This window comes from Achromobacter sp. NPDC008082, from assembly GCF_042957345.1.
Lineage (GTDB): Bacteria > Pseudomonadota > Gammaproteobacteria > Burkholderiales > Burkholderiaceae_B > Achromobacter > Achromobacter kerstersii_A.
Genome location: NZ_JBIBIB010000008.1, coordinates 1 through 23,384, shown reverse-complemented (window position 1 = coordinate 23,384; position 23,384 = coordinate 1). Strand labels below are relative to the sequence as shown.

The following is a 23,384-nucleotide window of genomic DNA, read 5'->3' as shown; positions in this document are numbered from 1 at the left end:
TGGCTCCGATCGCCATGGAAGAAGGTCTGCGTTTCGCCATCCGTGAAGGCGGTCGTACCGTCGGCGCCGGCGTCGTCGCCAAGATCCTGAAGTAAGCAATACCCAAGTGGGTAGAGAGGACGAAAAGTCCCTCTACCCATTTTTGCCGTAAAAGTGGTATGATGTTTGGCTCCGTAACCTTACGCAGTGGGCAGCGCTAGAAGCTGATCATGTGTAGGCCGGGCAAGCCAGTGAATGTAGTGCAAGCCAGTAGTGTTTTAGGGGCATAGCTCAATTGGCAGAGCGTCGGTCTCCAAAACCGAAGGTTGTAGGTTCGATTCCTACTGCCCCTGCCACCGCCAGGATAAACCCGCGGGAGATCATCGCGAGTTACGCATTCACGGCGGCTCGCGTCGCAATATGTCTAATACCAGCGTAGAAACCGTAACCAGTACCGCCGACCGGGTCAAGCTCGGGCTGGCGGTTCTCGTCGTTATTGCTGGCATCGTCGGGTTTTCCGTGCTTAGCGCACAGCCGATGCCTGCTCGTATCGGCGTGTTTGTCGGCGGCCTCGTCATCGCAGCCGTCATTGCCTGGTTCAGCGAACCCGGCCGCCGCACCCTGAGCTTTGCCAGCGAGTCCTACAACGAAGTCAAGCGTGTCGCATGGCCCACCCGCAAGGAAACGACCCAGATGACGGGTATCGTTTTCGCGTTCGTGGCGGTCATGGGCATTTTCATGTGGGTGCTCGACAAGGGCATCGAATGGATTCTTTACGGCCTGTTGTTGGGCTGGAAATAAGGACGGCGAATGAGTAAGCGTTGGTATGTCGTCCATGTGTACTCCGGCATGGAAAAGAGCGTTCACAAGGCCCTCGTCGAGCGCATCGAGCGCGCCGCCTTGCAAACCTCTTTTGGCCGAATCCTTGTGCCCTCCGAAGAAGTCGTCGAGGTCAAGGGTGGACAGAAGTCGATCACCGAACGCCGCATTTTCCCCGGTTATGTCCTGGTTGAAATGGACCTGACCGACGAAACGTGGCACTTGGTCAAGAATACGAACCGCGTCACCGGCTTTTTGGGTGGCTCGGGTAACCGTCCGACCCCGATTTCCGAGAAGGAAGTCGAGAAAATCCTCTCCCAGATGGAAGAGGGTGTCGAGAAACCCCGCCCCAAGATTCTGTTCGAAGTGGGCGAGATGGTTCGGGTCAAGGAAGGTCCGTTTGCAGACTTCAACGGCAACGTCGAAGAAGTCAATTACGAAAAGAGCAAGGTGCGCGTGTCGGTCACCATTTTTGGTCGCGCCACACCCGTCGAACTCGATTTCAGCCAGGTCGAAAAGACCTGATTTCAACCCCCGGGGAGCCCAGGCCACTAAGGCCCGGGCGATATAACCCGCAAGGAGCAAAGCATGGCGAAGAAGATCGTCGGCTTTATCAAGCTGCAAGTACCGGCTGGTAAGGCTAACCCCTCCCCCCCGATTGGCCCGGCACTGGGTCAACGTGGCCTGAACATCATGGAATTCTGCAAGGCGTTCAACGCCAAGACCCAAGGCATGGAGCCTGGTCTGCCGATTCCGGTGGTGATCACCGCTTTCGCGGACAAGAGCTTCACCTTCATCATGAAGACCCCGCCCGCGACGGTCCTCATCAAGAAGGCTGCTGGCGTGCAAAAGGGTTCGCCCAAGCCGCATACCGACAAGGTCGGCACGCTGACGCGCGCTCAAGCTGAAGAAATCGCGAAGGCCAAGGGCCCCGATCTGACCGCCGCTGATCTGGACGCCGCTGTGCGTACGATCGCTGGCAGCGCCCGCAGCATGGGCATCACGGTTGAGGGGATCTAATCATGGCAAAACTGTCCAAGCGCGCCGCCGCTATTGCACAAAAGATCGACCGTACCAAGCTGTACCCGGTCGCTGACGCCCTGACCCTGGTCAAGGAAACGGCTGTCGCCAAGTTCAACGAATCGATCGACGTTGCTGTGCAGCTCGGCATCGACCCGAAGAAGTCGGACCAACTGGTTCGCGGTTCGGTCGTTCTGCCCGCCGGCACCGGCAAGTCGGTCCGCGTGGCCGTGTTCGCCCAAGGCGAAAAAGCTGAAGCCGCCAAGGCTGCTGGCGCCGACATCGTTGGCCTGGACGACCTGGCTGACCAGATCAAGGCCGGTCAAATGGACTTTGACGTGGTCATCGCTTCGCCCGACACGATGCGTGTCGTGGGTGCCCTGGGTCAGATCCTGGGTCCCCGTGGCCTGATGCCGAACCCGAAGGTTGGCACCGTGACCCCGGACGTCGCTACCGCTGTGAAGAACGCCAAGGCCGGTCAGGTTCAGTACCGTACCGACAAGGCTGGCATCATCCACGCAACGATCGGCCGCGCGTCGTTCGACGTGGCTCAGCTGCAAACCAACCTGGCTGCTCTGGTCGACGCCCTGCAAAAGGCCCGTCCCGCAGCTGCCAAGGGCATTTACCTGCGCAAGCTGGCCGTCTCGTCCACGATGGGCGGCGGTGCTCGCGTTGAAATTGCCTCGCTGTCGGCTTCCAACTAAGCCAACAGCAGTAAACGTACTTTGGGCTGCATCCGGATTCCTCCGGATGTTGCTGTCAAAGACCGCTGGAGCAGGACAGTAGAACGGTGTCTGACACCCCCGCTGTCCCGCTTAATCCCGAAGCTCATCTAGTTCGGATCCAGCGTAGACGGCGTCCCCAGGAAGATTTCTTTACAAGAAGAACTCGACCAGGCGCCGCATTCGGTTGACGCGCAAGGCTTAGGCCCCAGGCGTCTTTTGATGGAGTGTTCAAACCGTGAGTCTCAATCGTCAAGAGAAAGCGGTGGTAATCGAGGAAGTCTCGGCTGAAGTTGCCAAGGCCCAATCGATTGTTATCGCTGAGTACCGTGGTCTGGACGTCGCCTCTGTCACCGTACTGCGCAAAACTGCGCGTGAATCGGGCGTGTATCTGCGTGTTCTGAAGAACTCGCTGGCCCGTCGTGCTGTTGCCGGCACGGCTTTCGAGCCGTTGGCTGAGCAACTGACTGGTCCGCTGATCTATGGCATCAGCGCTGATCCGGTTTCGGCGGCTAAGGTCATCGCTGGTTTCGCGAAAAGCAACGACAAGCTGGTCATCAAGGCGGGCGCATTGCCCAACAGCCTGCTGACCCAAGATGGTGTGAAGGCCTTGGCCACCATGCCGTCCCGCGAAGAGTTGCTGTCGAAACTGCTTGGCACCATGCAAGCCCCCATCGCGCAATTCGTGCGTACGCTCAACGAAGTTCCGACCAAGTTCGCCCGTGGCCTCGCGGCTGTGCGCGACCAAAAGGCAGCGGCCTAATCGCCCTGCTGTCCGGAATTCGCTGAACGACGAAGCGACACCCAAACCCTGGCATTACCAAAATATTTGGAGTTCTGAAAAATGGCACTTAACAAAGCTGAAATCCTTGACGCCATCGCTGGCATGACCGTGCTCGAGCTGTCCGAGCTGATCAAGGAAATGGAAGAGAAGTTCGGCGTGTCGGCTGCTGCCGCTGCTGTCGCTGTTGCTGCTCCCGCCGCTGGTGGCGCTGCCGCCGCTGCTGAAGAGCAAACCGAGTTCAACGTCGTCCTGCTGGAAGCCGGCGCGAACAAGGTTAGCGTCATCAAGGCCGTGCGCGAGCTGACCGGTCTGGGTCTGAAGGAAGCCAAGGACCTGGTTGACGGCGCTCCGAAGCCCGTCAAGGAAGCTGTGGCCAAGGCTGACGCCGAAGCCGCCAAGAAGAAGCTGGAAGAAGCTGGCGCCAAGGTCGAAGTCAAGTAAGACCTGCGTCAACTGCCCGGGGACAGCACAGTTTGCAGTCCCCGGGCTTTTGCGTTTCCAGGAAACCCCTACTGGGGTCATGCCCTTTCAGGGGGGTTTCCTGGAGTCGTATCACCTAGGGCCGTGGTTGACGGCCCATGCAACCTCGAGTCGGAGTGCTCATGCCTTACTCGTACACCGAAAAAAAGCGCATCCGCAAAAGCTTCGCCAAGCGTGAAGACGTTCAAAACGTTCCTTTCCTTTTGGCGACACAGCTTCAATCCTACCTAACTTTCCTGCAGGCGGATACCGCCCCGTCCGATCGCGTAGCCGACGGTTTGCAGGCGGCGTTCTCGTCGATTTTCCCGATCGTTAGTCACAACGGTATGGCGCGCTTGGAGTTCGTGAGCTACGTGCTCGGCGAACCGGTGTTCGATGTCAAGGAATGTCAGCAACGTGGTCTGACCTATGCCTCGCCCCTGCGAGCCAAGGTCCGCCTGGTGCTGCTTGACCGCGAAGTCAGCAAGCCGACCGTGAAGGAAGTGAAGGAACAGGAAGTCTACATGGGCGAAATTCCGCTCATGACGGGCACGGGTTCCTTTGTCATCAATGGCACCGAGCGTGTCATCGTGTCGCAGCTGCACCGTTCGCCTGGCGTGTTCTTCGAACACGACCGCGGCAAAACGCACAGCTCCGGCAAGCTCCTGTTCTCGGCCCGCGTGATTCCTTACCGCGGTTCGTGGCTGGACTTCGAATTCGACCCGAAGGACGTCCTGTTCTTCCGCGTCGACCGCCGTCGCAAGATGCCTGTCACGATCCTGTGCAAGGCCATCGGCATGACGCCGGAATCCATCCTGGCCAACTTCTTCGACTTCGATAACTTCGAACTGAAGAGCGAAGGCGCGATGATGGAATTCGTGCCCGAGCGTTGGAAGGGCGAAATGGCCCGCTTCGACATCTCGGACCGCGATGGCAAGGTCATCGTCGAAAAAGACAAGCGCATCAATGCCAAGCATTTGCGCGACCTGGCTGCCGGCGGCATCCAGCGCATCTCCGTGCCGGAAGACTTCCTGTACGGCCGCGTGCTGGCCAAGAACATCGTTGACGAAGATACCGGCGAAGTTATCGCCAACGCCAACGACGAAATCACGGAAAGCGTGCTGGGCGCTCTGCGCGCAGCCAACGTCTACGACATCCAGGCGCTCTACACGAACGATCTGGACCGTGGTCCGTACATTTCCCAAACGCTGCGCACCGATGAAACCGCCGACCAGATGGCCGCGCGCGTTGCCATCTACCGCATGATGCGTCCTGGCGAGCCGCCCACCGAAGAAGCGGTGGAAGCGCTGTTCCAGCGTCTGTTCTATAGCGAAGAGACGTACGACCTGTCGCGCGTTGGCCGCATGAAGGTCAACAGCCGTCTGGGCCGTGGTGAAGACATCACCGGCCCGATGACGCTGACCAACGAAGACATCCTTGAAACCATCAAGGTGCTGGTTGAGCTGCGTAACGGCCGTGGCCAGATCGACGACATCGATCACTTGGGTAATCGTCGCGTGCGTTGCGTGGGCGAACTGGCCGAAAACCAGTTCCGCGCCGGTCTCGTGCGTGTCGAGCGCGCGGTCAAGGAACGTCTGGGCCAAGCCGAGACCGAAAACCTGATGCCGCACGACCTGATCAACTCCAAGCCGATCTCGGCAGCCATCAAGGAGTTCTTCGGTTCGAGCCAGCTGTCGCAGTTCATGGACCAAACCAACCCGCTGTCGGAAATCACGCACAAGCGTCGTGTTTCCGCACTGGGCCCGGGCGGTCTGACCCGCGAGCGCGCCGGCTTTGAAGTCCGTGACGTGCACCCGACCCACTACGGCCGCGTCTGCCCGATCGAAACGCCGGAAGGCCCGAACATCGGTCTGATCAACTCCATGGCGCTGTACGCTCGTTTGAACGAGTACGGCTTCCTGGAAACGCCTTACCGCAAGATTATCGACGGCCGCGTCAGCGAGCAGATCGATTACCTGTCGGCCATCGAAGAAAGCCACTACGTCATCGCGCAGGCTAACGCCGCGCTGGACGAGGAAGGCGCGTTCGTTGACGACCTGGTCGCTTGCCGTGAAGCAGGCGAAACGATGTTGACCTCGCCGGCCAACGTGCACTACATGGACGTTGCCCCGTCGCAGATCGTGTCGGTTGCTGCGTCGCTGATTCCGTTCCTGGAACACGACGACGCGAACCGCGCACTGATGGGCGCCAACATGCAACGTCAGGCCGTGCCTTGCCTGCGTCCGGAAAAGCCGGTCGTGGGTACGGGTATCGAGCGCACCGTGGCCGTTGACTCGGGCACGACCGTGCAGGCACTGCGTGGCGGTCTGGTCGATCACGTTGACGCCGAGCGCGTCGTGATTCGCGTGAACGACGAAGAAAACGTCGCCGGCGAAGTCGGTGTCGATATCTACAACCTGATCAAGTACACGCGTTCGAACCAGAACACGAACATCAACCAGCGTCCTATCGTCAAGCGTGGCGACAAGGTTGCCAAGGGTGACGTGCTGGCCGACGGCGCATCGACCGACCTGGGCGAACTCGCCCTGGGTCAGAACATGCTGATCGCGTTCATGCCGTGGAACGGCTACAACTTCGAAGACTCGATCTTGATCTCCGAAAAGGTTGTGGCTGATGACCGCTACACCTCGGTGCACATCGAGGAACTGACGGTTGTCGCCCGCGACACGAAGCTGGGTCCGGAAGAAATCACGCGCGACATCAGCAACCTGGCTGAGACGCAACTGAACCGTCTGGACGATTCGGGCATCACGTACATTGGCGCCGAAGTCAGCGCCGACGACGTGCTGGTCGGCAAGGTCACGCCGAAGGGCGAAACCCAGCTGACGCCGGAAGAAAAGCTGCTGCGCGCCATCTTCGGTGAAAAGGCGTCCGACGTTAAGGACACCTCGCTGCGCGTGCCTTCGGGCATGACCGGCACCGTCATCGACGTGCAAGTGTTCACGCGTGAAGGCATCGTGCGCGACAAGCGCGCCCAGTCCATCATCGACGATGAACTGCGCCGCTATCGCCAAGACCTGAACGACCAGCTGCGCATCGTTGAAAACGACCAGTTCGACCGTATCGAAAAGATGCTGGTCAACAAGACCGTCAACGGCGGCCCGCGCAAGCTGGCCAAGGGCGCCACGATCACCAAGGCTTACCTGGCTGATCTGGACCGCTGGCAGTGGTTCGACATCCGTCTGGCCGATGAGCCGCACGCTGTCGTCCTGGAGCAAGCCAAGGAATCGCTGGAGCAGAAGCGTCACCAGTTTGATCTGGCCTTCGAAGAGAAGCGCAAGAAGCTGACGCAGGGCGACGAGCTGCCCCCGGGCGTGCTGAAGATGATCAAGGTCTACCTGGCTGTGAAGCGTCGTCTGCAGCCGGGTGACAAGATGGCAGGCCGTCACGGTAACAAGGGTGTGGTCTCGCGCATCACCCCGGTGGAAGACATGCCGCACATGGCTGACGGCACGCCGGCCGACATCGTTCTGAACCCGCTGGGCGTGCCCTCGCGGATGAACGTGGGCCAGGTGCTGGAAGTGCACTTGGGCTGGGCTGCCAAGGGCGTGGGCCACCGCATTGCCGATCTGCTGCGCGACGAGCGCACGGCGCAGGTCAAGAACGTCCGTGCTTACCTGGACAAGGTCTACAACACGACCGGTTCCGGCGCCCGCATCGACGAGCTGACCGACGAAGAAGTCATGGAAATGGCCCAGAACCTCAAGAACGGCGTGCCGTTCGCGACGCCCGTCTTTGACGGCGCGACCGAAGAGGAAATCACCACGATGCTGGAGCTGGCCTATCCGGACGACGTCGCCGAGCGCATGGCGCTGACGCCTTCGCGTACGCAGGCTTGGCTGTTTGACGGCCGCACGGGCGAGAAATTCGAGCGCCCCGTGACCGTCGGCTACATGCACTACCTGAAGCTGCACCACTTGGTCGACGACAAGATGCACGCGCGTTCGACGGGTCCGTACTCGCTGGTCACGCAGCAGCCGCTGGGTGGTAAGGCGCAGTTCGGTGGTCAGCGTTTCGGGGAAATGGAAGTGTGGGCGCTGGAAGCATACGGCGCCGCGTACACCCTGCAAGAAATGCTGACGGTGAAGTCGGACGACATCACTGGCCGTACGAAGGTATACGAAAACATCGTCAAGGGCGACCACGTCATCGACGCCGGCATGCCGGAATCGTTCAACGTGCTGGTGAAGGAAATCCGCTCGTTGGCCCTGGACATGGATTTGGAGCGTAACTAATGAAAGCGCTACTCGACCTATTTAAGCAAGTCTCGCAAGACGAGCAATTCGATGCCATCAAGATCGGCATCGCCTCGCCCGAGAAGATCCGTTCGTGGTCTTACGGCGAAGTTCGCAAGCCCGAGACCATCAACTACCGCACGTTCAAGCCTGAGCGTGACGGTTTGTTCTGCTCCAAGATCTTTGGCCCGATCAAAGACTACGAGTGCTTGTGCGGCAAGTACAAGCGCCTGAAGCATCGTGGCGTGATCTGCGAAAAGTGCGGCGTTGAAGTCACCGTCGCCAAGGTTCGCCGTGAACGCATGGGCCACATCGAGCTGGCCAGCCCCGTCGCGCACATCTGGTTCCTGAAGAGCCTGCCGTCGCGTCTGGGCATGGTGCTCGACATGACCCTGCGCGACATCGAACGCGTTCTGTACTTCGAAGCCTGGTGCGTGATCGAACCTGGCATGACGCCGCTCAAGCGCGGCCAGATCATGTCGGATGACGATTTCCTCGCCAAGACCGAAGAGTACGGCGACGACTTCCGTGCCCTGATGGGCGCGGAAGCCGTGCGCGAACTGCTGCGCACCATCGACATCGACCGCGAAGTGGAAACGCTGCGCGGCGAACTGAAGGCCACCAGCTCGGAAGCCAAGATCAAGAAGATTTCCAAGCGCCTGAAGGTGCTGGAAGGCTTCCAGAAGTCGGGCATCAAGGCCGAGTGGATGGTCATGGAAGTGCTGCCCGTGCTGCCGCCGGACCTGCGTCCGCTGGTGCCGCTGGACGGCGGCCGCTTCGCGACCTCCGACCTGAACGACCTGTACCGCCGCGTCATCAACCGCAACAACCGCTTGAAGCGCCTGCTGGAGCTCAAGGCGCCGGAAATCATCCTGCGCAACGAAAAGCGGATGCTGCAAGAAGCCGTTGACTCGCTGCTGGACAACGGCCGCCGTGGCAAGGCCATGACGGGCGCCAACAAGCGCCAGCTGAAGTCCTTGGCCGACATGATCAAGGGCAAGAGCGGCCGTTTCCGTCAGAACTTGCTGGGCAAGCGCGTCGACTACTCGGGCCGTTCGGTCATCGTGGTGGGCCCGCAGCTGAAGCTGCACCAGTGCGGTCTGCCCAAGCTGATGGCCCTGGAACTGTTCAAGCCGTTCATCTTCAATCGTCTGGAGATGATGGGCCTGGCCACGACCATCAAGGCTGCCAAGAAGCTGGTGGAAAGCCAGGAACCGGTGGTTTGGGACATCCTGGAAGAAGTCATCCGCGAACACCCGGTCATGCTGAACCGTGCGCCTACGCTGCACCGTTTGGGCATCCAGGCTTTCGAGCCGGTCCTGATCGAAGGCAAGGCCATCCAGCTGCACCCGCTGGTTTGCGCGGCGTTCAACGCCGACTTCGACGGTGACCAGATGGCTGTTCACGTGCCGCTGTCGCTGGAAGCCCAGCTGGAAGCGCGCACGCTGATGCTGGCGTCGAACAACGTGCTGTTCCCGGCCAACGGCGAACCGTCGATCGTGCCGTCCCAAGACATCGTGTTGGGTCTGTACTACACGACGCGTGAGCGCATCAACGGCCGCGGCGAAGGCATCTTCTTCACCGACGTCGCTGAAGTGCAACGCGCCTACGACAACGGCGAAGTCGAGCTGCAATCCCGCGTGACCGTGCGTCTGAAAGAGCACGAGCGCGACGAGGCTGGCGAATGGCAACCGGTTATCCGCCGTCACGAGACGACGGTTGGCCGCGCGCTGCTGTCCGAAATTCTGCCGAAGGGCCTGCCCTTCACGGTGCTGAACAAGGCACTGAAGAAGAAGGAAATCTCGCGCCTGATCAACCAGTCGTTCCGCCGTTGCGGCCTGCGCGACACGGTGATCTTCGCCGACAAGCTGATGCAGTCCGGCTTCAAGCTGGCCACGCGCGGCGGTATCTCGATCGCCATGGGCGACATGCTGATCCCGACCGCCAAGGAAGGCATCCTGGCTGAAGCCAGCCGCGAAGTGAAGGAAATCGACAAGCAGTACTCGTCGGGTCTGGTCACGTCCCAAGAGCGCTACAACAACGTTGTGGACATCTGGGGCAAGGCTGGCGACAAGGTCGGCAAGGCGATGATGGAACAACTGGCTACCGAGCCGGTTGTGAACCGTCACGGCGAAGAAGTGCGCCAGGAATCGTTCAACTCGATCTACATGATGGCTGACTCGGGCGCTCGCGGTTCGGCCGCCCAGATCCGCCAGCTGGCCGGTATGCGCGGCCTGATGGCCAAGCCGGACGGCTCGATTATCGAAACGCCCATTACCGCGAACTTCCGTGAAGGTCTGAACGTGCTTCAGTACTTCATCTCGACTCACGGTGCGCGTAAGGGTCTGGCTGATACGGCACTGAAGACCGCAAACTCGGGTTACCTGACTCGTCGTCTGGTCGACGTGACGCAAGACTTGGTGATTACCGAGGACGATTGCGGTACGTCGCTGGGCTACAACATGAAGGCCCTGGTGGAAGGTGGTGAAGTCATCGAACCGCTGCGCGACCGCATCCTGGGTCGTGTTGCCGCCGTGGACATCATCAACCCGGACACGCAGGAAACGGCGATTGTCGCCGGCACCCTGCTGGACGAAGATCTGGTCGACACCATCGACCGCATCGGCGTGGACGAAGTCAAGGTCCGCACCCCGCTGACGTGCGAAACGCGTCACGGTCTGTGCGCACACTGCTACGGCCGCGATCTGGGCCGCGGTTCGCCGGTCAACCAGGGCGAAGCAGTTGGCGTTATCGCTGCTCAGTCCATCGGTGAACCCGGCACGCAGCTCACGATGCGTACGTTCCACATCGGTGGCGCGGCGTCGCGTTCGGCTCTGGCCAGCGCGGTGGAAACCAAGTCCAGCGGTCAGGTCGGTTTTGCCAGCACGATGCGCTATGTCACGAACGCCAAGGGCGAACGTGTGGCGATTTCGCGCTCTGGCGAACTGGCGATCTTCGACGACAACGGCCGCGAACGCGAACGCCACAAGATCCCGTACGGCGCGACCGTGCTGGTGGGCGATGGCGAAGCCGTGAAGGCTGGCGCACGTCTGGCGACGTGGGACCCGCTGACCCGTCCGATCGTGTCGGAATACGGTGGCGCCGTCCGCTTCGAGAACATCGAAGAAGGCGTGACCGTTGCCAAGCAGGTGGACGAAGTCACCGGCCTGTCGACGCTCGTCGTCATCACGCCGAAGACCCGTGGCGGCAAGATCGTCATGCGTCCGCAGATCAAGCTGGTCAACGAGAACGGCGAAGACGTCAAGATCGCCGGCACCGATCACTCGGTGAACATCTCGTTCCCGGTGGGCGCGCTGATTACCGTGCGCGACGGCCAGCAGGTTGCCGTGGGTGAAGTTCTGGCGCGTATTCCGCAAGAATCGCAAAAGACCCGCGACATTACCGGCGGTCTGCCGCGTGTGGCCGAACTGTTCGAAGCCCGTTCGCCGAAGGACGCCGGCATGCTCGCCGACGTCACCGGTACGGTGTCGTTCGGTAAGGACACGAAGGGCAAGCAGCGTCTGGTCATCACCGACCTGGAAGGCGTGAGCCACGAGTTCCTGATTCCGAAGGAAAAGCAGGTTCTGGTGCACGACGGCCAAGTGGTGAACAAGGGCGAAATGATCGTGGACGGCCCGGCCGATCCCCACGACATTCTGCGCCTGCAAGGCATCGAGAAGCTGGCGACGTACATCGTCGACGAAGTGCAGGACGTGTACCGTCTGCAGGGCGTGAAGATCAACGACAAGCACATTGAAGTGATTGTTCGTCAGATGCTGCGCCGTGTGAACATCGTTGACGCTGGCGATACCGAGTTCATCCCGGGCGAGCAAGTCGAGCGCTCTGAACTGCTGAACGCCAACGACCGTATGGCTGCCGAAGAGCGTATCCCGGCGACCTACGACAACGTGCTGCTGGGTATCACGAAGGCCTCGCTGTCGACCGACTCGTTCATCTCGGCTGCATCGTTCCAGGAAACCACGCGTGTCCTGACCGAAGCCGCCATCATGGGCAAGCGCGACGACCTGCGTGGTTTGAAGGAAAACGTCATCGTCGGCCGCCTCATCCCGGCGGGTACCGGCCTGGCTTACCACCATGCACGCCGCGACAAGGAAGAGCTGGAGGCAGCGGAACGCGAAGCCGCTCGCCAGCAGGCCAACCCGTTCGAGGACTCGCCGGTTACGGTGGGCGCGGACGAGCAGGCCCCGGCTGCCGACCTTGGCGCCGAGGACTCCGCCGAATAAGCGGATTTCCCGACCCTTACCGGTCCCCGCGCGCTGTACCGGCGTGGGGACGGTAAACAAAAAGGCCGCTGATGCGAATCAGCGGCCTTTTTTTGTCCTGCTTTTGCCCGATTGTGGGGCGTGTGCCGTGCGGGGGGATTACTTCGCGGTTTGCGCGCGGGCGCGCTGAAAGGCGGGGCCCCAGGACGGATGGCCGGCTTCATTTGGCGCAAGTTCGAATGCCGGGTCCAGCGTCAGGATGCGTACGAAGCTGTCTTCGCACAATTGCGCGTAGCGGGTGACGCAATAGCTGAACGCTTGCAGTTTGTAGGCTTCGATACGCACCGCCTTGGTGGACGTCGCCAAGGTGTCCGAGGTGGCGACGGTGCGAATGACCTCGCCGTAACGCCCGGCGCCATAGGTGTCGCGAACTTGTTGCAATTGCGCCAGCGCTTCGGGCGTGGCGGGGCTTTCCGGTTGCTGTTGGACGCCGGCGCAGCCCGCCAGGACCATTGACGCGCCGAGCAGACTGCTCAGAAGGCGAATTTTCATAGCTTATTAGGGAAATAGGGGGTGGGCGATGCGCTATCGTGCCACAGCCTGATGCGCTCGGACATTTTCGGCAATGTCCTGGTGTTGCGGATTGGATAATATTCAACCTATTCAACCTTTGCACGATTTTCGCGCATGAGCGCAATTCCGATCATGTCTTCCCCCACCGGCCTGCTGACGCCGCGTGGCCCCTTCTCAGGAGCTGCGCCGTTAGCGCTGCGCCCGTTGAGCGCGATCGCCGCCAGCACGGCGGGCGGCGTGCCGGAAACGCGCATCAAGCGGCTGCTGTCCGACTTGCTGCCGTCGCTGATCGCCCTGCATGCGCAGGGTGAGATCTGTGGGGATATTTCGCTGGATACGGTGGGCATGGATGAGGGCGCGCGCGCCCACTTGCTGCCCGAACTGGTGGTTGCGCGGTCGCGGCGTTCCAGCCGCAGCCCGACGCCCGGTTTCGCGCCGTTCGAACTCTATACCGATTCCATCGATTGGCCGCGCGGCCCCTGGAGCGACATCTACGCGCTGTGCGCCGTGATGCACGCCCTGGTGACCGGGCACCGCCCGCCGCCTGCGCCTGAACGCCGCGCCACCGATACCTACGAGCCCTTGGCATCGCTGGGCTTGTCCAAGTACAGCCCAGAGTTCTTGCGGGTCATCGATGCAGGCCTGGTCATGACGCCGGCCGACCGGCCGCAGACGCTGGCCGAACTGGCCGCCTTGCTGGGAGTTGCCGCCTATATCGAGCCCGCACCCGCCGAAACGGATACGGCCGCTGGCGGCGCCTATGCCGCTCCGGCCGCCTCTGCACCGGTACGCAGACCCGTTCGCCGTAGTCGTCCCCTGTTGGCGTTGCTGGGCTTGGTGGCGTTGATCGGCATCGGTACGTATGGGTGGCTGCAATGGGGTGTGCATACTCCCAACGCGCTGATCACCCGTTCTGAGGTTGTGACGCCCAATCCGCCGGCGGACCATCCCCTTGCGCCGCCCGCGGTCACCACGCCGCCGCCGGCTGCGCCGCCTGTCGTTGCCGCGACCTCGTCGTTGCCGACCGCGCAATGGCAACCGCCGGCGTCACCTGCCGCGCAGGGCGAGCCTTCGTCGTCCGCGTCGTCCACGCAGCTGGCGGCGCAAAATGGTCTTGGCGCGTCTGCCGACCCATCGGCGTTGCGCAGCGAGCCGGCAGCGCCTGCCGTGCAAGAGCCTGCGGTTCCTGTCGCACCTGCGGAGGAAGTCGCCAAACCCAAACCCTTGGCGGTGCCTGTCACGGTGCGGTTGGATATCCGCCCCTGGGGCGAGGTGTGGGTCAACGGCATTGCGCGCGGCATCAGCCCGCCTGTCAAAGAATTGCGGCTGATCCCGGGCAAATATCAGGTGGTGCTGCGCAACGCGGATTTGCCGCCATACCGAGGCACGCTGGAGATCAAGGCGGGCAAGCCCGCGGTGATCTCTCACGTCTTCCAGTAGGCGTCCACGACGAAGAAGGATAAGGCAAGCGCGGCGTCAGCCCGCTTGTACGTCCGCCTGTACGTCCGCTTGTACGTTCGCTTGGTCGTCTTGCGACTCCGGCGCGATGGGCAGGCACAAGGTGAAGACCGAGCCCACGCCCAGTTCACTTTGCACTTCCACTGATCCGCCATGGCGTTCGGCCACCGTGCGCACGAACGCCAGGCCGAGTCCCGCCCCGCCCACGTCGCCCTTGGTTTCGACCCCGACTCGGGCGAAGGGCTCGAACAACTGCGCCAGATCGGCTTCGGCAATACCCTGACCCTGGTCCCGGATGCTGACGCGCCAGAAGCCGGCTGCGTCCTCGATGCCGCATTCGATACGCGTGTGCGCGGGGCTGTATTTGATGGCGTTGTCGATCAGATTGCACAACGCGCGCATTAGCAAGGTCTGATCGCCGCGCGAATAAGCCGCGGGCAGCGGCATCCGCAAGCCGAGCGTGATGTCGCGCTTGTGCGCCGACGCCCAGAATTCGTCCACGCCGTCTTGCAGCAGGCTGCTCAGATCCAGCTCGACCGCGCTGATCGTCATGGATTCCGCGCGCGTCAGGTGCACAAAATCATCGACCAGATGCAGCGTGCGGTTGGCCAGCATGGCAATGCGCGACAGCGTCTCGCTCTGGCCATCTGGCGTACCGCTTTCCTGCTTCATTTCCACCAGCGCAAGAATGGAGCTTTGCGGCGCGCGCATGTCGTGCGAGATGAAGCGCAGCGTCTCTTCGCGTTGGCGCTCCGCTTGCCGGATACGGGAGATATCGGTCAGCGTAGCGACGGTGCCTGCGAACCGGCCTTCGGCGGTATGGATGGGGGCGCACTTCAGGATCAGGTCGCGGCCCGCGTAGTCGCGCACTTCCAGGTCGGCCGTCCACGGCGACGTGTCCTCGGTTGAACGCTGGCCGCTCAAGGCTTCGGCCACGCGCTGCCGCGTCAGGTCGTCAGAGATGGTTTTTTCCAGCAGATGCGTGGCCGGGTGGCCGACGCGCGGCGGCCGCATGCCCAGGCGCTGGAAGTACATCACCGCGGCCTGGTTGCGGAATTGCATGCGGCCGTCTTGATCAAAGACGAGCGTAGCGTCGGGCATGCCATCCAAGCCATCAGCCAGGAAGCGGCGCAGGTTACGTACGCGTTCCAGCGCGCGCTGCAATTCGCCGACACGGCTTTCCAGTGATGCATTGGGCCCGGTTTGCTGGGCGCGCGCTTCGTTCAGCACTGGCGGATATTCCCGCTGAAGCCGCCGCAGTTCGTGATCCATGTAGCGCAGCGCGGCCTCTTGGCTGCGCCAGCTCCACAAGGGGTAGCAAAGGGCGACCCCCACCAAAGCAGCAGTGGGCGCGAACCACAAATAGGCGTAAGCCAGCAGCAGCCACGACACGAGCAGGATGCACGCGAACAGCGCAATGCTGACAAGCAGCGCGCGCTTGGGCGACAAGCGCCACAGCGCCAGGCAGGCCAGCAGCACGGGCAGGGCGGAGAACAGCGCGTTCCATGCCGCGGCGGGGCGCTGGTAGGAAATGTCGTCGCGCGCCGCTTGCAACAGGTTGGCGATGATCTCCACGCCAGACATGCCGCTGAGATCATGCGATACCGGCGTGGGGTAGGCATCGCCCAGTCCCGTTGCCCAGGCGCCGACCAGCACGTATTTGCCGCGCAGCTCGTCGGCCGGGACCTCGCCGCGCAGCACCGACAGATACGACACCGTGCGCATGTGCGCGGTGGACCCGGAGTACGGAATGAGGATGGTGCCGTCGGGGCCAGCCCGCTTCAGCAACCGTTGCGCCGCTTCGCTCTGGCCGCCGACTTCCAGCATGGAGATGGCCAGATGATATTGGCGGTCGCTGGCGTAGTGCGTCATCAATGTGGCTTCGCGGACGACGCCATCCGGGTCGATGCGCGCATTGATGAAGCCGCTGCCGGCCGCGGCGTTGGCCAGGCCCGGGATGGGCGCGCCGATTGCCGAAGGATGATTGAGCCGGTCCAGCACGATCGGCAAAACGGTTTTTTCGTTGCGCCGGATGCTGTTGGCAAGGATCAGGTCGTCGTTCGGATTGACGGTATCGCTTTCCGCGAAGATCAGGTCCAGCCCGACGGCGCGGGCGCCTTGCAGCCGGTCCAGTATCGCTGCGTGGATGGCGCGGCGCCATGGCCACCGGCCCAGCGTGTCGATGCTGGTGTCGTCGATGGCGACGATCAGAATGTCGGGGTCGGCGGGGCGCCCGGTCATGGAGACCGCGCGATCGTAAAGAATCTGGTCGACCCGGCCCAGTCCATTGAACGAGCCCAGCACGGCCGCCAGCACGGCCAGCACCACCGTCAGCCACAGCCCTGAGCGCGAGGTCCGGTCAAGGGCGTCGGTGGCGTCGGCCATAAGGCGGTCTCTAGTACTCGGTCAATGTGATGAGTCCGCCCGTGCCGCTCGAGACTCCCAGGCCGAACGACGTCATCAGCTGGTTCGCGCCCTCAAACGTGGCGACGGCATCCTGGCCGCTCAAACCCAGGTCGTCGATGGCGCGCACCGACACGTAGTACGTGCCGGGGCCGGGGGCGGTGAAGCGGATGTCGTTCGTGGGAAAGCTGACAGACGACACGGGCAGTGCGCCCTCGGCGTCGCGCGATACGCGCACCACGTAGCTTTGCGCACCGGCAACGGGCGCAAAGACGCTGGTCCAGGCGCCGCCGCCCGAGCGTTCGGGCGTGCCCAATTGCGGCGCGGCCAGCAGTTCGCGTACTCCCGCCACGCTGCCGTCATTGTGGACCGCTGCGCCGTAACCGCGCGCGACGGCAACCGGCTTGGCCGGGGGGGTGCCTGGCGCGTGGGGTTGCAGGCGCACGCTGCCTTCCAGCACTTCGCTCTGCACGCCGCCCGCACCGCTTTGCACCCGGAAGCGAGTGCCGCGCACGCCGGTGACGGCCACCGGTGTGCGCACTTCAAAGCGGCCCACGCCTTGCCCCGTGGGGGCAACGGTGGATTCAACGCTGCCGCGTTGCACGTGAATGACGGAATCGGTGAGCTCGGTGCCTTCAAACTGGCGCAGCCGCGTCAATTCGACGGAGCCGCCGGCGGGCAGGGTGAGTTTCGATCCGTCAGCCAATTCCAGCGTGACAAAGCCATTGGGCGATGTCACCACGGTGCTGCCTTCGGCCAGGTTCGCGCCCGTTTGCAAGGCCTTGCCATCGGTGTTGGCCTGGCCGCTGACGTGAACCACGCGCGCCTGGGCGGCGCGTTCGGGAATCATCGACAGCGGGATGCGCAGTTCCAGCCCGATCGGCAAGCGCTCCGGCGTCACTACCTTGTTCAGCGTCTGCAATGACGCCCAGTTGGCCTGGTTGCGCGTGTACTGCGTGGCCAGGTTGATCAGCGTGTCGCCTTGGCGGACGCGATAGATGAAGTCTTCACCCAGTGCGCCCGTCGGCTGGCTGAGCGCGGGGGCGCAAACCAGTGCGCAAGACAGCAGGACAGGCAAAGAAAGCGCGCGACGGCGGCTCATAACGATCGGTTCTCCAGAGGGGGCGCGCGTCGGTTTCAGGACGGGCTGTCTTCGGTGGCGCTGATCAGCTCAAGCCGATATCCAAGGGCATAGGACGAACTCAGCCGCACGCCGTTTTCGGGACGCAATTGCAACTTTTGGCGAATGTTCGACAAGTGCGTGTCCAGCGTGCGCGAGGTGGCGGGAATTTCCCGGTTCCACACGCATTCGGCCAACACATCGCGCGACATCAAGCGGCCCAGATTGCGGAAGAACAGCAGCGCCAGTTCGAATTCTTTTGGCGCGAGCGTGACGGCGTTTCCATCCAGCGAGATGCTGCGGGCCGCGGGTTCGATGCGGTAGCGCGCAATGTCGAAAGCATCGTTGGCGGGTTCGGCGATCTGGCTGCGGCGCAGCAGCGCCGCAACGCGGGCCAGCAACTCCAGGGGGCGCAGCGGTTTGACGATGTAGTCGTCGGCGCCCGCGCGCAGGCCTTCCACCAGATCGTCCTCGCTTGCACGATTGGTCAGAAAGATCACGGGAATGCGGGGGCCGATATTGGCGCGCAACCAGCGCACCACATCGTCGCCATCAATATCGGGCAGATGCCAGTCCAGCAGCACGAGATCGAAGCTCTCGGTGCGCAACGCGGCCAGCAGGTCACGGCTCTGGTGATAACTGGTGCAGGTGTATCCCGCGGCGGTCAGCACTTGCTGGATGCGCCGGGCTTGATCGAGGTCGTCTTCCAGCGACGCGATTTTCATCAGACGTGTTCTCGCGAAGGCTTGCTACGCAAGCGCGCCCTGTGGCGCCCTACTGCAAGAGGGGTGAGCGAAATTGTGTAAACGAATGATAACTCGCAGAAAGGCAACGCTGGCAACGTTATGGCAAGAACTGTCAAACATTGCAAAGTTAACGAATCTTGACTGGAGTTGTTGCGTAACAACGCGCCACACTGTCTCAACTGTCCTGCCCGCTGATGTCACAAATTGGCGACGCGGTGCAGTTTCGGGTTAGAGGTGGAAATAGCTATGAATCAATTGCGCATACTTATGATGTCGCCGGACGAAGTGGTTCGAAACGCCGCTGTGTCCGCCCTGTTGCAAGCAGGGATCTCCGCTCGGGGCTGTTCGACATCGCTGGAACTGTTCGGATTGCTCAATAGCGGCACCTACGATGCCGTGGTCCTGGATGTGGGGACGCTGGGCGAAATTGGTTATGCGCTGGTCGCGCGGCTGCACGGCTCGTCTTCCATGGGAATTGTGGTGATGGGCCGCTCCATGACCGTGGACAGCCGTCTGCGTTGCCTGCAAAGCGGCGCGGACGCATGCCTGACTGAACCGCAGGACCCGCGTGAACTGGCGTGCATTCTGCTGGCCTTGGCGCGGCGCCTGCCCGCCGGCCAGGACGCGCCGATTCCCGAAGACGCCATCAGCGGCCAATGGGAATTGCGGGATCAGGGCTGGACGCTCGTCGCGCCGTCAGGGGCGACCATCTCGCTGTCGGCCAATGAACGGTTGATCGTGCGTTCCCTGCTGGAAGTGGCGGGCCGCGCAGTCGGGCGTTCGGAATTGGGCGACGAACTGCGGGTGGAGGGCGGCGGCGTGCGCTCCAGCGGTTCGCGCAGCATCGATGTGATCGTCAGCCGACTGCGCCGCAAGGCCGAACTGGCGGGCGTGATGTTGCCGATCCGCACGGTGTACGGCAGCGGTTACTTGTTCGCTGACCAATAGCCAGGCCAGGCGCGTAAAATTCCGCGAGCGCAGTTTGCGGGCGCATTCGGTGTGTCCGCCCGCAACCCGGCTTGGCAACCCTCCAGGGATTACCCCGTCCGGGGCCAAAATGCCGCCGTGTTGGATTACCGGGTCTGCACCGATACATGGCCCCATTTTTCACGACCGGCGCCTAATTGCCCGCTTTCTGCCGGCAACGCGCGGCGTCGTGGGGCTTACAAATTTCTTTGACAGTGCGCCCAGATCTCAGTTATGCTAAAGGGCTTACTGCTTTATTTCGCGCGCAAAATCTGTACGCTAAAAGGTAAACAGTTCAAGACCTGTCCAGAACCTGGAACCAAGGTGCGTCACGAGCCTTTGTTTTTGGGTCCATCTTTCCCGATATGTCCTGACTGTCCCGGCCGCATCCAGTTTTGTGCGTTTGTCATAGTTTGTTGGCAAGCCCGCTCTTTTACGTATATGAACGTTTGAGGCGGTTTTGCGCGAACTGCCTTCTCCGAAAGATCACTGCTTGAGGAGACGAGTACGTAAGTACTTACCAGTGGTACGTAAAAGGGATTTCAAAGGTCATGCCTACCATTAGCCAACTCGTGCGCAAGCCGCGCGAAGTCAGCATCATCAAAAGCAAGAGCCCCGCGCTCGAAAACTGCCCGCAACGCCGCGGCGTGTGCACTCGCGTGTACACCACCACCCCCAAGAAGCCGAACTCCGCTCTGCGTAAGGTTGCCAAAGTGCGTCTGACCAACGGTTACGAAGTCATTTCGTACATCGGCGGTGAAGGCCACAACCTGCAAGAGCACTCGGTGGTTCTGGTGCGTGGCGGTCGTGTGAAGGACTTGCCCGGTGTGCGTTATCACATCGTGCGCGGTTCCCTCGACCTGCAAGGCGTCAAGGATCGTAAGCAAGCCCGCTCGAAGTACGGCGCCAAGCGCCCGAAGAAGGCTTAATAACGAGTCAGCAGTACCCCCGCGTGGCGGAAGTCCGTCACTAGGGAAGTGCGACCGCGCCCTCCGGTTTCTGGGATGGAGCGCGGCACGTAAGGGGTCGTCCCAATGGGCGGCCATGGCCGTGTAATGAAACACGGTTCAACTGAACAGACACAAGGAAGCAACAATGCCCCGTCGTCGCGAAGTACCCAAGCGCGAGATTCTGCCCGATCCCAAGTTCGGCAGCGTCGAACTCGCCAAGTTCATGAACGTCGTCATGCTGGACGGCAAGAAGGCCGTCGCCGAGCGCATCGTTTACGGCGCCCTCGAGCAAGTGCAAACCAAGACCGGCAAAGAGCCGATCGAAGTTTTCAGCCTGGCGATCAACAACATCAAGCCGATCGTCGAAGTCAAGAGCCGCCGCGTTGGCGGTGCCAACTACCAAGTGCCGGTTGAAGTGCGCCCCGTGCGCCGCCTGGCCCTGGCTATGCGTTGGCTCCGTGAAGCCGCTAAGAAGCGTGGCGAAAAGTCGATGGATCTGCGTCTTGCTGGCGAACTGATCGACGCCGCTGAAGGTCGTGGCGCCGCGATGAAGAAGCGCGAAGACACGCACAAGATGGCAGAGGCCAACAAGGCCTTCAGCCATTTCCGCTGGTAATTTAAGGACTAATCCACCATGGCCCGCAAAACCCCGATCGAGCGCTATCGCAACATTGGTATCTCTGCGCACATCGATGCAGGGAAAACCACCACGACCGAACGTATCCTGTTCTACACCGGCGTCAATCACAAGATTGGCGAAGTGCATGATGGCGCAGCCACCATGGACTGGATGGAACAAGAGCAAGAGCGTGGCATCACCATTACGTCGGCAGCTACGACGGCGTTTTGGCGTGGCATGGCGAAGAACTATCCCGAACACCGCATCAACATCATCGACACCCCGGGTCACGTGGACTTCACCATTGAGGTGGAACGTTCCATGCGCGTCCTGGACGGTGCTTGCATGGTCTACTGCGCGGTGGGTGGTGTTCAGCCCCAGTCCGAAACCGTGTGGCGCCAAGCCAACAAGTACGGCGTGCCGCGTCTGGCCTTCGTCAACAAGATGGACCGCACCGGCGCCAACTTCTTCAAGGTCTATGACCAGCTGAAGAACCGCCTGCGCGCCAATCCCGTGCCGATCGTGATCCCGATCGGCGCCGAAGACACGTTCCAAGGCGTGGTCGACCTGGTCAAGATGAAGGCGATCATTTGGGACGAAGCCAGCCAAGGCATCAAGTTCGACTACCACGAGATCCCCGCTGAGCTCGAAGCCCAAGCCAACGAATGGCGTGAGAAGCTGGTTGAAGCCGCCGCTGAGTCGTCGGAAGAGCTGATGAACAAGTACCTGGAAACGGGTTCCTTGGAAGAAGCCGAAATCAATCTGGCCATCCGTCAACGCACCATCGCTGGCGAAATCCAGCCAATGCTGTGCGGCACCGCCTTCAAGAACAAGGGCGTGCAGCGCATGCTGGACGCGGTCATCGACTACCTGCCTTCGCCCGTGGACATTCCCGCGGTTGACGGCCAGGACGACGATGGCAATCCCGTCACGCGTGAAGCCAACGACGACGAGAAGTTCTCGGCGCTGGCATTCAAGCTGATGAGCGATCCGTTCGTGGGTCAATTGACCTTCGTGCGCGTTTACTCGGGCGTTTTGAAGTCGGGCGATACGGTCTACAACCCCATCAAGGGCAAGAAGGAACGTATCGGCCGCATTCTGCAGATGCACGCGAACAACCGCGAAGAAATCAAGGAAGTGTTGGCAGGCGACATCGCCGCCGTGGTGGGTCTGAAAGACGTGACCACCGGCGAAACGCTGTGCGACATCGACTCCCACATCTTGCTCGAACGCATGGTGTTCCCGGAGCCCGTGATTTCGCAGGCCGTGGAACCGAAGTCGAAGGCTGACCAGGAAAAGATGGGTCTGGCGCTGTCGCGTCTGGCTCAGGAAGATCCGTCGTTCCGCGTGCGCAGCGACGAAGAATCCGGCCAAACCATCATTTCCGGTATGGGCGAGCTTCACCTGGAAATTCTGGTCGACCGCATGAAGCGTGAGTTCGGCGTTGAAGCCAACGTCGGCAAGCCGCAAGTGGCCTACCGTGAAACCATCCGCAAGACCTGCGACGAAGTTGAAGGCAAGTTCGTCAAGCAGTCGGGCGGCCGTGGCCAGTACGGTCACGTGGTGCTGAAGGTCGAGCCGTTGGCTCCTGGCGGTGGCTACGAATTCGTGGACGCCATCAAGGGCGGTGTGGTTCCTCGCGAATACATCCCCGCGGTGGACAAGGGCATCCAGGAAACGCTGCCTTCGGGCGTGTTGGCTGGCTACCCGATCGTCGACGTCAAGGTCACGCTGTTCTTCGGTTCGTACCACGATGTGGACTCGAACGAAAACGCGTTCAAGATGGCCGGCTCCATGGCATTCAAGGAAGGTCTGCGCAAGGCCAGCCCCGTGCTGCTGGAACCGATGATGGCCGTTGAAGTCGAAACGCCGGAAGACTACGCCGGTACCGTGATGGGCGATCTGTCCTCGCGTCGCGGCATGGTCCAAGGTATGGATGACATGGTTGGTGGCGGCAAGACCATCAAGGCTGAAGTGCCCCTGGCCGAGATGTTCGGTTACGCCACGAACCTGCGTTCGCTGACGCAAGGTCGTGCCACGTACACGATGGAATTCAAGCATTACTCCGAGGCTCCCAAGAACGTCGCTGACGAAGTCATCGCCGCTCGGGCCAAGTAAATAACCCTAGCCAGGTCCGCTCATCCGAGCGGCCTGGCAGATTCAAGTTTCCTTGAAAGTTAAAGGATAGAGATCATGGCAAAAGGCAAGTTTGAACGTACCAAGCCGCACGTGAACGTGGGTACGATTGGTCACGTTGACCACGGCAAAACGACGTTGACGGCAGCTA

At 61.6% G+C, this 23,384-nt stretch carries 18 protein-coding genes, 1 tRNA gene and 1 pseudogene; 16 read left to right on the top strand and 4 right to left on the bottom strand.

Features of this window, described 5'->3' with window-relative positions:
• From ACFZAI_RS28795 to rpoC, 10 genes and pseudogenes are all read left to right on the top strand, one after another.
• Positions 1-95: pseudogene (locus ACFZAI_RS28795) on the top strand (elongation factor Tu); the annotation flags it as partial.
• A 164-nt stretch (positions 96-259) separates the two neighbouring features.
• Positions 260-335: transfer RNA gene (locus tag ACFZAI_RS28790), tRNA-Trp, on the top strand.
• A 64-nt stretch (positions 336-399) separates the two neighbouring features.
• Positions 400-780 (top strand): preprotein translocase subunit SecE, encoded by a 381-nt coding sequence (gene secE / locus ACFZAI_RS28785; RefSeq protein ID WP_006227004.1) that lies wholly within the window; start codon positions 400-402, stop codon positions 778-780.
• 9 nt (positions 781-789) lie between these two features.
• Complete coding sequence (gene nusG / locus ACFZAI_RS28780; protein ID WP_006216576.1) at positions 790-1,323, top strand: transcription termination/antitermination protein NusG; 534 nt, start codon at positions 790-792, stop codon at positions 1,321-1,323.
• 63 nt (positions 1,324-1,386) lie between these two features.
• Entirely contained in the window at positions 1,387-1,818 is a 432-nt protein-coding gene (rplK, locus tag ACFZAI_RS28775; protein WP_046806050.1) for a 50S ribosomal protein L11, read from the top strand.
• A 2-nt stretch (positions 1,819-1,820) separates the two neighbouring features.
• Complete coding sequence (gene rplA / locus ACFZAI_RS28770) at positions 1,821-2,522, top strand: 50S ribosomal protein L1 (protein WP_391570306.1); 702 nt, start codon at positions 1,821-1,823, stop codon at positions 2,520-2,522.
• Between the two features lie 256 nt (positions 2,523-2,778).
• On the top strand, positions 2,779-3,303 hold the full coding sequence (gene rplJ / locus ACFZAI_RS28765; RefSeq protein WP_006227006.1) for a 50S ribosomal protein L10: 525 nt from the start codon (positions 2,779-2,781) through the stop codon (positions 3,301-3,303).
• 81 nt (positions 3,304-3,384) lie between these two features.
• Positions 3,385-3,765 (top strand): 50S ribosomal protein L7/L12, encoded by a 381-nt coding sequence (gene rplL / locus ACFZAI_RS28760; protein WP_006216571.1) that lies wholly within the window; start codon positions 3,385-3,387, stop codon positions 3,763-3,765.
• 161 nt (positions 3,766-3,926) lie between these two features.
• A complete protein-coding gene (gene rpoB, locus ACFZAI_RS28755) occupies positions 3,927-8,039 on the top strand; it encodes a DNA-directed RNA polymerase subunit beta (RefSeq protein ID WP_054428140.1) in 4,113 nt (1,370 codons plus the stop codon).
• The gene (gene rpoC, locus ACFZAI_RS28750) at positions 8,039-12,283 is read left to right on the top strand and encodes a DNA-directed RNA polymerase subunit beta' (protein WP_391570304.1); all 4,245 of its coding nucleotides are present in this window, start codon (positions 8,039-8,041) and stop codon (positions 12,281-12,283) included. Before rpoB ends, rpoC begins: the two co-directional genes overlap by 1 nt.
• Positions 12,284-12,421: 138 nt before the next feature.
• Here the strand turns inward: rpoC and ACFZAI_RS28745 are convergent, their stop codons facing one another.
• The gene (locus tag ACFZAI_RS28745; protein ID WP_391570303.1) at positions 12,422-12,814 is read right to left on the bottom strand and encodes a TssQ family T6SS-associated lipoprotein; all 393 of its coding nucleotides are present in this window, start codon (positions 12,812-12,814) and stop codon (positions 12,422-12,424) included.
• A 153-nt stretch (positions 12,815-12,967) separates the two neighbouring features.
• Here ACFZAI_RS28745 and ACFZAI_RS28740 point away from each other — a divergent pair, with 153 nt between their 5' ends.
• Positions 12,968-14,275, top strand: a complete 1,308-nt coding sequence (locus ACFZAI_RS28740) for a serine/threonine protein kinase (RefSeq protein ID WP_391570301.1) — start codon at positions 12,968-12,970, stop codon at positions 14,273-14,275.
• A 36-nt stretch (positions 14,276-14,311) separates the two neighbouring features.
• On the opposite strand, the gene ACFZAI_RS28735 is transcribed toward ACFZAI_RS28740, so the two are convergent.
• From ACFZAI_RS28735 to ACFZAI_RS28725, 3 genes are read right to left on the bottom strand one after another with little or no spacing between them, the layout of a single operon-like run.
• A complete protein-coding gene (locus ACFZAI_RS28735) occupies positions 14,312-16,678 on the bottom strand; it encodes a CHASE2 domain-containing protein (protein ID WP_391570300.1) in 2,367 nt (788 codons plus the stop codon).
• Between the two features lie 10 nt (positions 16,679-16,688).
• The gene (locus tag ACFZAI_RS28730; protein WP_391570298.1) at positions 16,689-17,798 is read right to left on the bottom strand and encodes a FecR domain-containing protein; all 1,110 of its coding nucleotides are present in this window, start codon (positions 17,796-17,798) and stop codon (positions 16,689-16,691) included.
• Between the two features lie 35 nt (positions 17,799-17,833).
• A complete protein-coding gene (locus ACFZAI_RS28725) occupies positions 17,834-18,541 on the bottom strand; it encodes a response regulator transcription factor (protein ID WP_391570296.1) in 708 nt (235 codons plus the stop codon).
• Between the two features lie 267 nt (positions 18,542-18,808).
• Here ACFZAI_RS28725 and ACFZAI_RS28720 point away from each other — a divergent pair, with 267 nt between their 5' ends.
• The 5 genes from ACFZAI_RS28720 to ACFZAI_RS28700 all read left to right on the top strand — a co-directional run.
• A complete protein-coding gene (locus ACFZAI_RS28720) occupies positions 18,809-19,510 on the top strand; it encodes a response regulator transcription factor (protein ID WP_391570295.1) in 702 nt (233 codons plus the stop codon).
• Between the two features lie 569 nt (positions 19,511-20,079).
• On the top strand, positions 20,080-20,457 hold the full coding sequence (gene rpsL / locus ACFZAI_RS28715; RefSeq protein ID WP_005017264.1) for a 30S ribosomal protein S12: 378 nt from the start codon (positions 20,080-20,082) through the stop codon (positions 20,455-20,457).
• 166 nt (positions 20,458-20,623) lie between these two features.
• Entirely contained in the window at positions 20,624-21,094 is a 471-nt protein-coding gene (gene rpsG / locus ACFZAI_RS28710) for a 30S ribosomal protein S7 (protein ID WP_050450091.1), read from the top strand.
• A gap of 18 nt (positions 21,095-21,112) precedes the next feature.
• Positions 21,113-23,215 carry an elongation factor G gene (gene fusA / locus ACFZAI_RS28705; RefSeq protein WP_391570293.1) on the top strand — a complete coding sequence of 701 codons (2,103 nt, stop codon included), beginning with the start codon at positions 21,113-21,115 and terminating at the stop codon, positions 23,213-23,215.
• Positions 23,216-23,290: 75 nt separating this feature from the next.
• The coding region (locus ACFZAI_RS28700; RefSeq protein WP_005434227.1) for a GTP-binding protein at positions 23,291-23,384 on the top strand (94 nt) is incomplete at its 3' end.